Origin of the sequence: Tolypothrix bouteillei VB521301 (genome assembly GCF_000760695.4) — a bacterium.
GTDB lineage: Bacteria > Cyanobacteriota > Cyanobacteriia > Cyanobacteriales > Nostocaceae > Scytonema > Scytonema bouteillei_A.
The window spans coordinates 2698155-2715054 of record NZ_JHEG04000001.1 but is presented as its reverse complement, the minus strand read 5'-3'; the positions used below and the strand labels follow the sequence as shown (position 1 = coordinate 2715054).

At 42.5% G+C, this 16900-nt stretch carries 4 protein-coding genes; all 4 read left to right on the top strand.

What is annotated here, in order from left to right; translation table 11 throughout:
* The 4 genes from HC643_RS10805 to HC643_RS10790 all read left to right on the top strand — a co-directional run bounded on the left by HC643_RS10805 (nucleotide 1) and on the right by HC643_RS10790 (nucleotide 16895).
* On the top strand, nucleotides 1-4797 hold the full coding sequence (locus tag HC643_RS10805) for a type I polyketide synthase (RefSeq protein ID WP_167844656.1): 4797 nt from the start codon (nucleotides 1-3) through the stop codon (nucleotides 4795-4797).
* A gap of 6 nt (nucleotides 4798-4803) precedes the next feature.
* Nucleotides 4804-8658 (top strand): type I polyketide synthase, encoded by a 3855-nt coding sequence (locus HC643_RS10800; RefSeq protein ID WP_050045664.1) that lies wholly within the window; start codon nucleotides 4804-4806, stop codon nucleotides 8656-8658.
* A 117-nt stretch (nucleotides 8659-8775) separates the two neighbouring features.
* Nucleotides 8776-13368, top strand: coding sequence for a non-ribosomal peptide synthetase (locus tag HC643_RS10795; RefSeq protein ID WP_082051686.1), 4593 nt, complete (start codon nucleotides 8776-8778; stop codon nucleotides 13366-13368).
* On the top strand, nucleotides 13365-16895 hold the full coding sequence (locus tag HC643_RS10790) for a non-ribosomal peptide synthetase (RefSeq protein WP_050045663.1): 3531 nt from the start codon (nucleotides 13365-13367) through the stop codon (nucleotides 16893-16895). The genes HC643_RS10795 and HC643_RS10790 overlap by 4 nt, the downstream gene beginning before the upstream one ends.
* Nucleotides 16896-16900: the final 5 nt, after the last annotated feature.

The following is a 16900-nucleotide window of genomic DNA, read 5'->3' as shown; positions in this document are numbered from 1 at the left end:
ATGGGTAACACTTCAGATCGCTTAGCCCAGTTATCGCCGTTAAAACAAGCTTTTCTCAAACTCGAAGAAATGCAATCCAAGCTTGACGCTATGGAGCGCAAGCAAACTGAACCAATTGCCATCATTGGTATGGGTTGTCGCTTTCCTGGAGGTGCTAATAATCCTGAGTCATTTTGGCAGTTATTATATGACGGTGTAGATGCCACTAGAGAAGTGCCATCAGATCGGTGGGATGTAAGTGCTTATGACAAAGCTAATTTAAAAGATTTCAATACAATATCCACACATCGAGGTGGGTTTTTGGATACAGAAGTAGATCGATTTGATGCCGAATTCTTTGCCATTCCACCGCGTGAGGCTGTGAACGTCGATCCGCAGCAACGGCTATTATTAGAAGTGAGTTGGGAGGCTCTAGAAAATGCAGGAATTGCACCAGACAAATTAAATGGTAGCCGTAGTGGAGTGTTTGTAGGGATTAATAATGATGACTACAAACAGCTGATGATGTCTGGGAGCGGGAATGCTAATGCTTACTCCTTCACAGGCAATACGGCAAGTGTTGCGGCTGGTCGGTTGTCTTATTTTTTGGGTTTGCAAGGACCTAGTTTGGCTGTCGATACTGCTTGTTCATCTTCCCTTGTTGGTGTCCATCTAGCTTGTCAAAGCTTACGTTTAAGAGAGTGCAATTTAGCTCTTGCTGGCGGAGTCAACCTCATACTGTCACAACACTTGAGCATTGTGTTATCCAAAATGCGTGCTTTATCTCCCGATGGTCGCTGCAAGACTTTTGATGCGGCTGCTGACGGTTACGGGCGTGGAGAGGGTTGTGGAGTGATAGTACTTAAACGTCTTTCTGATGCCTTAGTAGATGGAAACAATATCCTTGCCCTGATTCGAGGAACAGCAATCAACCATGATGGTCGCAGTAGTGGATTGACGGTTCCTAATGGCTTAGCCCAACAAGCAGTTGTTAAAGCGGCACTAGAAAATGCTGATGTAAAACCAGCAAATATCAGTTATGTCGAAGTTCACGGCACAGGAACTGCTTTGGGAGACCCCATTGAGGTTGAGGCTTTAAGGGCAGTACTTGCTGAGGGGCGTTCAAAGACTCAGCCGATACTACTTGGTTCAGTTAAGACAAACATTGGTCATTTGGAAGCCGCCGCTGGAGTAGCTGGTGTCATCAAAGTGGTACTTGCAATGCAGCATAAGAAACTCCCACCTCATCTGCATCTCAAGAAACTTAATTCTGCTATCTCCCAGGAAAGCTTTCCCATAGTCATTCCAAAAGAACAAACTCCTTGGTCTTTAGTCAACGGGCAACAGCGCCTTGCTGGGGTAAGCTCTTTTGGCATGAGTGGCACTAACGCTCATGCAATCCTGGAGGAAGCACCTACAAAAAATCAAAAGAAAGAAGGCAACAAACGTCCATTGCACATTTTGACTCTCTCAGCTAAAACGGAAACAGCATTAAAGGAGTTAGCTTCTCGTTATGAGCAGTACTTAGCAACCTGTTGTAGTGAGTCTTTGGGAGACATCTGTTTCACAGCAAATACCGGTCGATCGCATTTTAACTACCGTTTGGCAATCGTCGCCGATACCTTACAACAACTGCGCCAGCAACTAACTGCTTTTATTCACGAAAAACAACCGCAGGAATTACGCAGTACTCTAAGAACCCCCAGCAAAAAAGCAAAAATTGCATTTTTATTTAGCGGTCAAGGCAGTCAGTACATCGGTATGGGACGCCAACTCTATGACACTCAACCGATATTCCGCCAAGCTTTAGAACACTGTGACGAACTATTACGCCCTTACTTGGACCAATCTTTATTGTCAGTACTTTTTCCTCCATCAAACGCAACCTCGTCATTAAATGAAACAGCTTATACCCAACCAGCTTTATTTGCTTTAGAATATGCATTGGCGCAATTATGGCTGTCTTGGGGGATACAACCAGATGCGGTGATGGGTCATAGTTTGGGTGAGTATGTTGCAGCTTGTGTAGCAGGAGTTTTTAGTCTAGAAGATGGGCTAAAACTGATTGCTTATCGGGGAAAGATGATGCAATCGTTACCAAAAGGTGGTGAAATGATTGCGATTTTTACTGAAGAGTCAAGGGTGAGAGAAGCATTGGCAACGCCCACTGTAGGTATCGACATTTACGAAGAAAAGGTTGCGATCGCAGCGCTTAACAGCCCAAGGGAGATTGTGATTTCCGGAGACAGCAAAGTGCTTGAGGCTGTGGTGGCAAAACTGGAAGCTCAAGGTATCCACACTCAACGCTTAAATGTCTCTCACGCCTTTCACTCCCCCTTAATGGAACCGATTCTCGATTCCTTTGAGCAAATAGCTGCAAATGTAAAGTATTCATCACCAAAAATTGATTTAATTTCCAACTTAACTGGAAAGCCCATTGCAGGAGTTGAGGTTGCTAACGCCCGGTATTGGCGTCGGCATATCCGAGAGGCAGTAAAATTTTCTGAGAGTATGAAAACTTTGCATGCCCAAGGGTATGAAATTTTTCTAGAGATTGGTCCAAATCCAATTTTACTGGGTATGGGTCGTAGGTGTTTACCAAATGGCACGGGAGCTTGGTTACCTTCATTGCGGAAAGGGCATTCAGATTGGCAGCAGTTACTTCAAAGTTTGGGAGCGTTATATACTAGTGGTATTGAGGTAGACTGGTCTGGATTTGATCGAGATTATCCTCGTTGCCAATACCCACTGCCAAATTATCCTTTTCAGCGATCGCGTTATTGGATCGAGCAACAGAAAACGGACGACCAACACAACAATTGGCTTTACGAAATCGAGTGGCAGCCTCAATCTCTTACATCCTCTGCATCAGAATCACTAACGAAAGGATCGGTTGAGCATAGCGGTTGGTTAATTTTTGCCGATCGGTGCCATGGTGTAGGGTCCGCACTAGCAACATTGTTAGAAAAGCATGGAGAAAGCTGTACCCTAGTGTTTACAGGAGACACTTACGAGCGTTCCATGCAAGGGTGTTTGCAAATAAACCCAGCACAACCTGAAGACTTTCAGCGGTTGTTGAGGGAATTATTAGAAAACAATAAACTGTCGTATCGTGGAATAGTGCATCTGTGGAGTTTAGATAGTACACCAACAGATACTACCACCATAGATTCCTTATACACGGATCAATTACGGAATTGCGGCAGCGTACTTCATTTGGTACAAGCCCTTGCCTCAGTCAAGGGTTCCTATTTACCTCGTCTGTGGTTAATCACTCACGGCTCTCAACCTATAGAGACAGAGAATTTAGCAATCGCTCAAGCACCACTTTGGGGACTAGGAAGAACAATTGCCCTAGAACATCCGGAAATGTCGGCAGCATTGGTAGACATAGTTTCGAGTTCTCCGGAAGAGACAGCAGTCACTTTGTTAGAGGAACTTTGCCAACCAAAAGGTGAGTCTCAAGTCTGTTGGCGTTATGGAAAGCGGTTTGTTGCTCGCCTAGTACCGAGTGCAAGTCAAAAAAGAAAGCTCAAACCTCTCAAATTTCGCACCGATAGTACCTACCTAATTACTGGTGGTCTTGGTGGTTTGGGACTCAAAGTGGCGCAATGGCTATTAGAGCAAGGTGTGCGGCATTTAGTATTAGTAGGTCGCAGCGTTGCTACAGAACAAGTTAGTCAGGAACTGAGCAAATTGCAGCAGTTGGGAGCAAAAATTGTAGTTGCTCAAGCTGACATATCTCAGGAAACTGAGGTGCAAAGAGTTTTAACTGATATTAAAGTTAACTTGCCACCTTTATGTGGTATTATTCACGCAGCAGGCGTTTTAGATGACGGTGTGCTGACTAAGCAAAACTGGAAGCGTTTTGCTCAGGTCATGGCTCCAAAAGTGGCAGGTGCTTGGAACTTACACATCCAAACGCAAGATATTGCTTTAGACTTTTTTGTTAACTTTTCCTCGGCAGCGTCTGTACACGGTTCACTCGGTCAAGGTTCCTACGCTGTGGGCAATGCCTTTTTAGATGCCTTGGCTCATTACCGCCAGTTACGAGAACTACCAGCTTTAACTATTAACTGGAGTTCTTGGGATGAAGTTGGTATGGCAGCGTCTATGAATGGTCGCGACCAGCAGCGATGGAAAGAGGCTGGTGTAAGTTTCATTCCACCCCAGCAAGGAGTGCAAGTTTTAGGACACCTGCTTAAGCAAGCTTGTACTCAAATTAGCGTATTATCGGTAGATTGGTCTAAGTTTCTTCAGCTATTCCCAGATAACTTTAAATCATCATTTTTGATGAAAATAGCTGAAGCAATACAATCGAAGACAGTAGAAAAATCGCAAGCGGAATTTCAGAAGCCTAAACTTTTGCAAATTTTAAATGATACTCCTCCCAACAAACGGAAAAATATTTTGATTGCTCACATTCAAAAAGAAGTTGCGATCGTTTCTGGCTTTGAACCTTCCTATTTACCAGAGGTGCAAGTTGGTTTTTTTGAACTGGGACTCGATTCTTTAATGATTCTAGAGTTAAAAAACCTTCTCCAATCTAGCTTGGGAATTTTTCTAAGTCCAACATTAACCTTTGAATATTCAACCATAGAAGCTCTTGCTGAGTATTTAATGAGTGAAATTTTCTCCTCGGATTCGCTGTTGCATTCTACCACCCAAGAACAGAAAAATACTTACGATCAAAATGAATTATTAACAGAAATCAAACAGCTATCCGAAGACGAATTGACTGCATTGATTGATTTAGAAATAAAAACGTTGGCAAGAAACACAACTAAGGATTACCACAATCCAAAATTTAAAATCTAAAATGCTATGAACAACCCTTCAGAAGATAGTAACCATCTCTCGCCATTACAACGTGCAGTTTTTGCTATTAAGGAGATGCGTTCTCAACTAGATACGCTAGAGAGATCGCGGACCGAACCAATTGCCATCATTGGTATAGGTTGCCAATTTCCTGGTAATGCCAATGAACCAGAACCTTTCTGGCAACTGTTACGTAATGGAGTGGATGCTACTAGGGAGATACCAACAAACCGTTGGAATATAGACGCTTACTACGATCCAAATCCCAAAACTCCTGGTAAGTCATACACTCGCAGGGGTGGATTTTTAGATAAGGTAGATGAATTTGACGCTGAATTCTTTGCTATTTCACCGCGTGAAGCGGTGAGCATGGACCCCCAACAACGGTTATTACTAGAGGTCAGTTATTCAGCTTTAGAGAATGCTGGGATTGCATCGGACAAACTAATTGGCAGTCAAAGCGGTGTATTTATAGGAATTAGTGCTCGTGACTATGAACAACTTAGTAGTTTTACTGATATTGATGTTTATAGCGCTACAGGTAATGCTTTGAGCATAGCGGCTGGTCGCTTATCCTATTTTTTAGGGCTCTCTGGTCCTGCCCTATCCGTGGATACAGCTTGCTCGTCTTCCTTGGTTGCAGTCCATCTTGCATGCCAAAGTTTGCGTAATGGAGAGTGCCACCTCGCTCTAGCTGGTGGGGTGCAACTGATATTGTCACCACAGACAAATATCTCCATGTCTATGATGCAAGCGCTATCTCCTGATGGTCGCTGCAAAACTTTTGATGCCAGTGCTGATGGCTACGGACGGGGTGAAGGTTGCGGGATAGTCGTACTCAAACGTCTCAGTGATGCTATTGCTGACCGCGATAATATATTAGCTCTCATTCGGGGTTCAGCAGTTAATCAAGATGGTCGAAGTAGTGGGCTTACAGTTCCTAATGGACTAGCTCAAAATTCTCTGATTCGCTCCGCATTGGACAATGCAAAAGTTGAACCCAGTCAAGTGAGTTATGTAGAAACTCACGGTACAGGAACTTCTTTAGGTGATCCTATTGAGGTAAAGGCGCTAGGGGCGGTACTCGGTCAAAGACAGCCAGAAGAACAACCCCTGATGATTGGTTCGGTAAAAACGAACATTGGCCATTTGGAAGCGGCAGCGGGAGTAGCTGGTTTAATTAAAGTAGTGCTGGCTATGCAACATCAAGAAATTCCACCTCACTTACACTTAAACCAACTTAACCCTCTGATTTCTTTAGAAAAGACTTCTCTAAAAATTCCTACAAAACTGACTCCTTGGACTTCACAAGAACAGCAAAGACGTATAGCTGGAGTGAGTTCTTTTGGATTTAGTGGCACTAATGCTCATGTCATACTGGAAGAAGCACCTCAAGCAAGCCAAAAAAAAGAAGGGATTGAACGTCCGGTACATATTCTGACGCTATCTGCTAAAACGGAAGCAGCATTAAAGAAATTGGCTTCTCGGTATGAGTTGTACTTTGCAGGAGAGCGCGACTTTTGTTTGGGGGATATTTGTTTCACTGCTAATACTGGAAGAGCGCATTTCGCCTACAGAATGGCAATTGTCACCACTTCCTTAGAACAGATACGCCAACAACTTGCTGCTTTTGCCTGCGGTCAACATTTACAGGGGTTAAGCACTTCTCAAACAGCACTTACCAAAAAAGCAAAAGTGGCATTCTTGTTCGCAGGTCAAGGGAGCCACTACATTGATATGGGCCGTCAACTTTACGAGACCCAGCCTGTATTCCGTCATGCCTTAAAATACTGTGACCAATTGCTACGCCCATATCTCGAGCAACCACTACTCTCTGTGCTCTATCCCCCACCAGGTGTGACCTCGCTTTTGGATCGAACAACGTACACTCAAGCAGCTTTATTTGCTTTAGAATACTCTCTAGCACAATTATGGTTATCTTGGGGGATACAACCAGATGCGGTGATGGGTCACGGTGTAGGCAAGTATGTAGCAGGTTGTGTCGCAGGAGTTTTCAGCGTAGAAGATGGTTTAAAACTGATTACCCATGCCTTTCACACCCCTTTGAAAGAACCAATTCTCGATTCCTTCGCTCAAATAGCCGCAGAGGTTGTATACTCGTCTCCAAAAATAGATTTAGCGTCAAACGTAACTGGACAATTTCTTAAAGCGGAAGACGTGACCAGATCTCAATACTGGTGTCGCCCTATTGATGAACCTGCCAATTTAAAAGCTAGCTTGCAAATGTTACACGAGCAAGGTTATAACGTGTTCGTGGAGATTGGACCGCATTCCACTTTCATAGAAATAGGCACCCCATGCTTGCCTGAAAAGGCTGCTCTCTGGTTACCTTCTTTAATGAAAGGACAAGAAGACTGGCAGGTGTTGTTACAGAGCCTGGGAAGTCTGTATACAGAAGGTATAGATGTAAATTGGGTTAATTTTGATAAAGATTATAATTGGCGTCGGCTGTCATTACCTACTTATCCCTTCGAGCGACAAAGATTTTGGAAGAATGCTTCCGAGCAGAAGTATCAAGAGGTAATAATTGGTTCATCAAAAATTGCTCATCCTTTGTTAGGAAGACAATTGCGATCGCCTCTTAAGCAAGTTCAATTTGAGTCCCAGTTTAGCATTGATTTACTACCACTTGTAAAAGATCATGGGCTTCAAGGTGTGCCAGTGGTAAATCTTGTCATTTATCTGGAGATGGTTTTAGCAGCAGCAGCAGAGGCGTTTGGACAAAGAACTTACATTTTAGAAGATGTGTTTATACCCCAAGCGCTTGTCTTTTCCAAGAAAGATATTTGTACTGTGCAGTTAATACTTTGTCCTGATGAGGTTTCTGGAAAAATTTCTTTCCAAATTTTCAGTTTGATATCAGATGAGGCAAATAAACGGACAGATTGGACAATGCACAGTACGGGAGTGTTACGCTTTGAGCAACAAGATAGCACAGTACTGACTCAAAAACCATTTTCTTTTACAGACATTGAGGCACAATCTCAAAAACCATTTTCTGGTTCTCAGTTCTACGAAATGATGGCAGAGCGAGGAATGAACTTAGGTCTTAGCTGTCAGTCACTTGAGCAAATTTGGTTGCAAGAGGGAGAGGTTATTGGTAAAGTAGTGACTGGATTGTCAGAAGAAGCAAATAGTCAATATTATCTTCCTCTAGACGCGATAGATGCATGTTTTCAGCTTTTATCGGCTAGCTTTGCCCCAGAAACTTCTGATACTTACGTTATTGTAGGCTTTGAAAGCTTCCAATTTTATGGTTATGCTAGCACTCGAACATTCTGGGCTAAAGCAAGATTACATTCTGGTAAAAAGAATTGTGCTCGCAATGAAATTATCGCTGGTGATGTTAGCCTGTTTGACTTAGCAGGACAACTCGTAGCGGAAGTTATCAACGTACAACTTAAGTGCTTGGATCGTGTAGCACTACAACCCAGTTTTCAAGCAGGAAGAAATGAATTGGGGATTCAGTTCATAGAAACAAACCATAAGGAAAAAGACAATTTCTCCACAGACAAACTCTTAGCGATGGAACCAGCAGAGCGTCAACGCGTGTTAGAGACTTATGTCATAGGAGAATTAGCAAGTTCGCTACAGATTCCAGTTACTAAACTGAATTCGGATATGTATCTTGCTTCAATGCTGGATTCGTTGATGGCTTTTGAAGTGAGGAGTCGAATTGAGTCTAGGTTAGGGGTACGAGTGCCAATGGAGAAATTTTTTGGTGACAACACTGTCACTCAATTAGTGCAACTATTGCTCAACCAATTAACTCTAACAAACTTAGTTTTATCAGATGCCACATTCGACATGAATACAGAAAGGGAAAAATTGAGTTTTTAGCTTTGTTTGTGAATAAACTATTAAGGCGAAAATTCAATAAAAAGGACAAATAATTTTAAAAATTATGGAATTTATCCGTCTCTATTCGTCGTTTTGAGTTAACAATGCATAAATTATATGGAACTAAACTTACTTTTAACAACCCTCTCCAATAAAGGTGTAAAACTTTTTGCAGATGGAGATTTACTAAATATTGATGCACCAAAGGGGGTAATAACCTCAGAACTCCGTAACGCTTTGACTGAACATAAAGCAGAGCTTTTGGTATTGTTACGCCAAAATAGTATCAGTACCAGTTCTGCTTCTCTCCCAACAATTGTGCCAGCGCCAGATCGGCGTTATGAACCTTTCCCACTCACTGATATGCAGCACGCCTTTTGGGTGGGGCGTAGTGGAGTTCTAGAGCTAGGTAGTGTTGCCAATCATGGTTATTACGAGATTGAATGCAAAGGTTTAGACTTAGAACGATTAAACTGGGCACTGCAAAAATTAATTGAGCGTCATGATATGCTTAGGGCTGTGGTGTTACCAGATGGTCAACAGCAAGTTCTCAAACAGGTGCCTTTCTATCAAATTCAGGTCTTGGATCTTAAGGGTCAGGATGAAGAATTTATCACCTCTGAGATTGAGATGATTCGCGAGCGAATGGCTTACCAAGTACTACCAGCTGACAAGTGGCCTTTATTTGAGTTTAGAGCAACGTGTTTAGATGAAGAGCGTATCCGATTACACGTCAGTTACGATTTACAAATTTTTGATGCTTGGAGTCTGTTTCGTCTATTTGATGAGTGGTTTCAACTTTACCAAAATCCCAATTTTACATTCCTACCTTTAGAACTTTCATTCCGGGATTATGTTCTTGCTCTGCAAGAATTGGAAACTACAGAATTGTACAGGCGATCGCAAGAGTACTGGTTGAATCGCTTAGATAACTTACCCCCTGCTCCAGACTTACCTCTTGCCAAAAATCCCAAAGAACTCAAACACCATAGAAATAGGCGTTACGAAGGGCGATTGGAGCGAGATGAATGGCAACAGTTGCAACAACGTACTGCTCGAGCTGGTTTAACAGCCTCTGGAGTTTTACTAGCCGCCTTTGCTGAAGTTTTAACACTTTGGTGCAAAAGCTCTCGGTTTACTATCAATCTAGCCTTATTTAATCGTCTACCTTTGCATCCTCAAGTCCATGACATTTTGGGAGATTTCACTTCTGTCACCTTACTCGCTGTCGAGAATTCTATTCCGGAACCGTTTATTGACCGCTCAAAGCGCCTACAGCAACAGCTGTGGCACGATTTAGAACACCGTTACATCAGTGGTGTACGCGTGACGCGGGAATTAGCACGCAGGCGAGGTACGGCACCTAGCGCGATGCCAATCGTATTTACTAGCACTCTTGGTTTTGGTTTGCTTGGTCAGGAAACCTTGACATTTAGTCATTTTGGAGAGTTAGTCTATGGCATTAGCCAAGCTTCCCAGGCTTGGATGGATATTCAAGTTTGGGAGGATAAGGGAGTATTGACTTTCAACTGGGATGTAGTTGAAGAACTTTTTCCAGAAGGTTTGATCTGTGATATGTTTGAGGCTTATTGTCGTTTCCTCAAACAACTGGCAACTTCTGAATTAGCTTGGACTGAGACAACTCGACAACTCATTCCTCCTGCCCAATTAGCGCAACGGGAAGCCGTTAATGCAACGACCACACCAACTCCCGATGAACTGCTGCATACTTTATTTGCAGCACAAGTCCAAAAGCGAAGAGTGGAACCTGCCGTTATTTCATCCGAGCGAACTCTGACTTACAAAGAGCTATACACACTTGCCAATCAAGTTGGTCATCGATTGCGGAAACTTGGGGCTGCACCCAACCAGTTGGTAGGTGTAGTTATGGAGAAAGGATGGGAGCAAATTGTCGCTGTAATGGGAATTTTGGCTGCTGGTGCAGCTTATGTTCCCATCGAGCCGGGATTGCCACAGCAACGCAGAAAATATCTTTTAGAAAATAGTCAAGTCAAGATTGTTCTGACTCAATCTTGTTTGAACGAAAAGCTGGAATGGCCATTGGATATACAACGTTTGTGCATAGATACAGAAGCATTTGCCAACGAAAACAGCCAGCCACTCCAACCAGCGCAAACGCCTGATGATTTAGCTTATGTAATTTACACCTCTGGTTCTACTGGTTTACCGAAAGGAGTAATGATTACTCACCGCAACGTGGTTAACGTAGTTATCCATACCAACAAGCGGTTTAATATTACTTCTCAAGACCGCATCCTGGCTGTAACCGCTTTGAGTCACGATCTGTCTGTTTATGACATATTCGGTCTACTTTGTGCTGGTGGTGTGATTGTGATGCCTGATGCTTCTGCTGTCAAAGATCCGGCTCACTGGGTTAAGTTGATGGTGCAGGAAAAAGTGACGCTATGGAACTCAGTACCCCCAGTGATGAAGATGTTGGTGGAATACGCAGAGAACCACTCTGTGACATTACCAGTAAGTTTGCGTTTGGCAATTCTAGGTGGAGATTGGCTCCCAATTTCCTTGCCTAACCGTCTTCAAGCTTTAATACCAGAAGTACAAGTACTCAGTATTGGTGGTCCAACAGAAACAACTATTTGGAATATCGGTTATTTAATTGCGGAGGTCAATCCAAACTGGAAGAGTATTCCTTATGGCAAACCGATGGCGAATACAAAATACTATGTTTTGAATGAAGCTTTAGAAGATTGCCCTGTTTGGGTTCCCGGTCAAATGTACTGTACTGGTATGCAGGTTGCCAAGGGCTATTGGCAGGATGAAGAAAAAACTGCTGTCAATTTTATCACTCATCCCCGCACAAAGGAACGCATTTACCGTACTGGTGACCTCGGTCGTTATTTACCTGATGGCAACATTGAATTTTTGGGACGTGTAGATTTCCAAATCAAACTAAGGGGATACCGCATCGAAACAGGAGAAATTGAAGCAGCTTTAAAACAGCACCCAGATCTGAAAGATGCAATAGTTGCTGCGGCGGGAGAGTCACAGCAAAATCAGTATCTAGTAGCTTATGTGGTTCCCAAGCAAGACAAAGCATTAAGCTTCTTAGAAACGGAAAGTGCTGATACTTTCAAATCTCAGATCCTCTGGCCATCTCTGGTAAAAGCAGGACTTCAACAAGCAAAAAATAGTTTTTGGGATGTAGATATCCAAACTTTTGCGGCAATATGGGAACACCAAAATTATCTATACACTATTTCAGTGTGTCGGGCGCTCAGAAAGCTTGGTGTTTATCACTCACCTGGAGAGAAGTATGACGTAGATGATTTAATGTCTCGATGTCATATTGCTCCACGCTACAAAAAATGGTTAAATCGAGCTTTGCAGGTGCTGGTTCAAGAAGGATGGTTGAAGCAGGAGGGAAAAGTCTTTACCAGTGTTGTTGAATTACCAATTTCTGCATTTCAAAAGCTTTCAAAAGAAATTCAGATAAATCATGGTTTCACTAAAACTTGGATGGATTTGATACCTGATGCTCCTTTTGATAACTTAGCAAACATTATTACTGAAAAAATCCACTCGGCAGAAATTTATGTTTCCGAAAAAACTCGGGATATATACAAAATAATGTTTGCTGATTGCAATGCGATCGCTAGTGAAATCATGGCGGCAATAGTACAAAATATAGAGTCAGGAAAACAACTGCGAATCCTGGAAGTTGGAGGCGGTTATGGTTCTACTACAGAACATTTACTGCCATTGTTACCGCCAAGCCAAACAACTTATGTGTTTACTGATATTTCTCAATTCTTTCTCCAACAAGGTCAAGAAAATTTTACCAACTATCCTTTTGTTAGCTATGACATTTTAGATCTTGAGAAAAACCCTATTGAGCAAGGTTTTGAGCCACATTCCTTTGATATTGTTATTGCTGCAACTGTTATTCATAACACTCAGTTTATAGAGCAAACCCTGAAGAATATTCGCTCCTTGTTAGCTCCAAATGGTTTACTCCTTGCAATTGAAAAAACAAAATTTCATCGCTCCTTTGATTTGAACATGGGTCTACAGCAAGGGTTTGAACGGTTTGAGGATCGAGAGCTAAGACCGGAACATCCAGTGCTGTCAAAAGCACAATGGCAGAGAATATTAGCTTCTTTGGAATTTTCAAACAGCGTTTTTATGAACGAGCCCGATTCTGTTGCTGATTTAATTGGGTTTGATGTATTCATTGCTCAAGCACCATCAACGGTGCAACGTTTTCAACCTAGACAGTTGCGTAATTTCCTACAGGAAAAACTACCTGAATATATGTTGCCTGCTGAATTTGTACTGTTAGATGCTTTACCACTGACAGCTAATGGCAAAGTAGATCGTCTTGCTTTACCTGGGTTAAAAGGATTGCGATCGCAAGTGAAAGCTGCTTATGTAATGCCTCAAACAGAAACAGAAAAACTCATTGCCAGTATTTGGCAAGAAGTCTTGCGAATAGAGAAAGTGAGTATTAACGATAATTTTTTTGAACTAGGGGGAGATTCTCTGCAAGTTACCCAAGTTGTCTCACGGGTAAATGAAAGATTACACCTAAATATACCCATGCAAAATTTCCTGCAAACACCAATTCTATCTAGCTTAGCAAAGTCCATTGAGGAGATAACCATAACATCTCAAAAACTACAAGCTCCTATCGACAAGGCATTAACTAACCGAGTGGAAATTGAGTTATGAAATCTATTCAAGAGTTTTTGTCCTATTTAACTAACTTAGACATTAGGCTTTGGTCAAATGGTGAGCGTTTACGCTGTAATGCCCCTCAAGAAGTACTCACGCCAGAGCTACAAGCTCAAATAACTGAACGCAAAGCAGAAATACTTAAATTTCTCAATCAAGGTCATTATGTTGCCAGTCCAACTTCAGTAGAAATTCAACCAGTTCCGCGAGATAAAGATCTGCTCTTGTCTTTTGGTCAACAGGGAATATGGTTTATAGACCAATTAGAGGGTGCTAGCGCTGCTTACAACCAATTATTTGGTATTCATTTGAAAGGATCGCTGAATACAGCTGTTTTAGAACAAGCGCTTATAGAAATAGTACGGCGTCACGAAGTTTTACGGACTTCATTTAAAAATGAAGATGGTCAAGCTGTTTTGGAGATCGCTTCTAACCCCAATTTCACGCTGTCAGTCGTAGATTTGATGGATTTGGCGGAAACCAAGCAGTGGGAAACAATTCACCAGTCATCTATTGCTGAATCTCAGCATTCCTTCAACTTATCAGAAGGTTCATTACTTCGAGTTACGCTATTTAAAATAGCCGAAACAAAGCACGTGTTGTTATTCGCTATACATCACACCATCTCAGACGCTTGGTCGAGTAAAATTATTATCCAGGAACTAGGCACACTCTACGAGGCTTTCTCCAAAAATCAGCCTTCACCCCTAAAGGATCTGTCCATTCAGTATGCTGATTTTGCCAACTGGCAGCAACAATGGGTGCGTGGATCGGTGTTTGAGGAACAACTGACTTACTGGAAGCAAAAGCTTGGCGGTCATCTTCCTGTTTTACAATTACCGAGCGATCGCCCACGACCACCTGTTCAAACTTTTCGAGGAGCCACCACTACCCTAAAAATAGGGACAGATGTGACTGAGAAGCTTAAAAAGCTCAGTCAGCAAGAGGGGACGACTCTGTTTATGACTTTGCTAGCGGCGTTTAAAACACTTCTTTATCGTTACACTTATCAGGAAGATATATGTGTCGGTACTACCATCGCTAACCGTCACAGCCGCGATTTAGAAAAACTTATTGGTTATTTTGTTAACTCTTTAGTTCTGCGTACTGATTTATCAGGTAATCCTTCATTTCGAGAGTTGTTGAGGCGAGTGCGCCAAGTAGCTTGGGAAGCATACAATTATCAAGATATACCCTTTGAATTGCTGGTAGCACAATTACAACCAAAACGAGATTTATCTCATACACCATTATTTCAAGTTTTGTTTGTTTTGGAAAATGCACCGAGAGAAGAACTCAAACTTCCTGGGCTGACTCTCAGTTTCTTAGAAATGCCAACTGCAACAGCAAAGTTTGATTTAACCTTGTCGATCAAAGAAACTGAAGAAGGACTGCGTGCAAACTTTGAGTACAGCACTGATTTGTTTGATGCTGCCACTATTGAACGAATGGCAGGGCATTTGCAGACATTACTCTCAGCGATTGCGGTCAATCAAGACCATCGCCTTTGGGAATTGCCTTTATTAACTGAAACTGAACGCTCTCAGTTGTTGGTAGAGTGGAATGACACTTTAAATGAATATCCTCAAAATGTATGTATTCATCAAATATTTGAAGCTCAGGTTGAGCAAACACCCGATTCTGTGGCGGTCGTGTTTGAAGACCAAAAACTCTCTTACAGGGAGTTGAACACCCGTGCTAATCAATTAGCACATCATTTGCAAAAGTTGGGAGTTAGCCCAGAGACCTTGATAGGAATTTGTGTGGAACGCTCTCCGGATATGTTAGTAGGACTGTTAGGAATCCTAAAAGCAGGTGGGGCTTATGTCCCTCTAGATCCGGCGTATCCACAACAACGGTTGGCATTCATGTTGGCAGATTCACAAATATCAGTGCTGCTGACTCAGAAAAAGTTGGTGACAGTTTTGCCAGAACATCAAGCCCAGGTGGTCTGTCTAGATGCTGACTGGGAAGAGATTGCCAAACAAAGCGATCGCAATCCTATTAACCGAGCTAACGGCGAAAACCTCGCCTACATAATTTACACCTCCGGTTCTACCGGTCAACCAAAAGGAGTACAAATTCCCCATAATGCCTTAACTAACTTCTTAAGTGCAATGCGCCGCAATCCAGGGCTGACAAAAGAAGATACTTTCTTATCAGTCACCACCTTATCATTTGATATTGCAGCCCTAGAACTATACTTACCAGCGATCGTAGGTGCTCGTCTTGTTATAGTTAGCCGCGAAGTTGCTACTGATGGATCGCAATTGTTAGAACAGCTTATTTCTTCTAACGCCACGGTAATGCAAGCTACACCAACCACTTGGCGGATGCTGATTGCTGCAGGCTGGACTGGGAGCCAGCAGTTAAAAATCCTTTGTGGTGGTGAAGCTCTTGACCAAATTCTTGCCAATCAATTACTCGAACGAAGCACTGAACTGTGGAACTTATACGGTCCTACAGAAACTACTATTTGGTCAGCTGTCAAAAAAGTAGAGAATAACACGAGGATAGAGCACACAAATAACATTGTCTCTATTGGTCGCCCGATTGCCAATACAGAATTTTATATTTTAGATACTTATTTACAACCAGTGCCTGTGGGTGTTCCTGGTGAATTGCATATTGGCGGTGTTGGTCTAGCTCGTGGTTATTTTAACCAACCAAAACTCACATTTGAGAAGTTTATCCCAAACCCTTTTAACAACAATCCAAAATCCCGTTTGTATAAGACTGGTGATTTAGTTTGTTATCAATCAGATGGTACGATTAAGTACATTAGTCGAATTGACCATCAGGTAAAACTTAGGGGTTTTCGCATCGAACTCGGAGAGATTGAAGCGCTGATCAATCAATACCCAGCCGCGCAAGAAAGTGTGGTTGTGGTTCGCTCAGATGAACCAGAAAGAGAGCGTTTGGTCGCTTACGTAGTTTCGCAGCCCAAGCAGACAGTGACAATAACCGAGCTGCGGCGTTTCTTGGAGTCGAACTTGCCAAATTACATGGTGCCAACAGCTTTTATGATGTTAGAGGCACTCCCTTTGACACCTAATGGCAAAATAGATCGCCGCTCGCTACCAGCACCCGATACAAGCAGACCTGAATTAGATAAAGCCTTTGTACTGCCTCGTACTCCTGTTGAAGCCAAGCTGGCTCAACTTTGGGCTGAATTTCTCGGTATAGAGCAAGTGGGTATTTATGATAACTTCTTTAAGTTGGGTGGGGATTCCATTGTCGCTATTCAGATTATTGCCAAAGCTAACCAGGCCAGTTTAAAGCTAACGACTAAACAGCTATTTCAGCATCAAACAATTGCTCAGTTAGCAAGTGTAGCAGTTCTCAAGCAGGAAATTCCGGCAGCACAAGAAACCATAACGAGTGTTCAAGCGTTGCTATCAAGCAAGGATCATTGCCAATCTTCTGAAGCCAAAGGGTTTACAACTTCTGATTTTCCAGAAGCACACTTAAGCCAAAAAGAACTCGATCGGTTTTTAGCAAAACTTAATCAGAAAAAACAGTAGAAAAT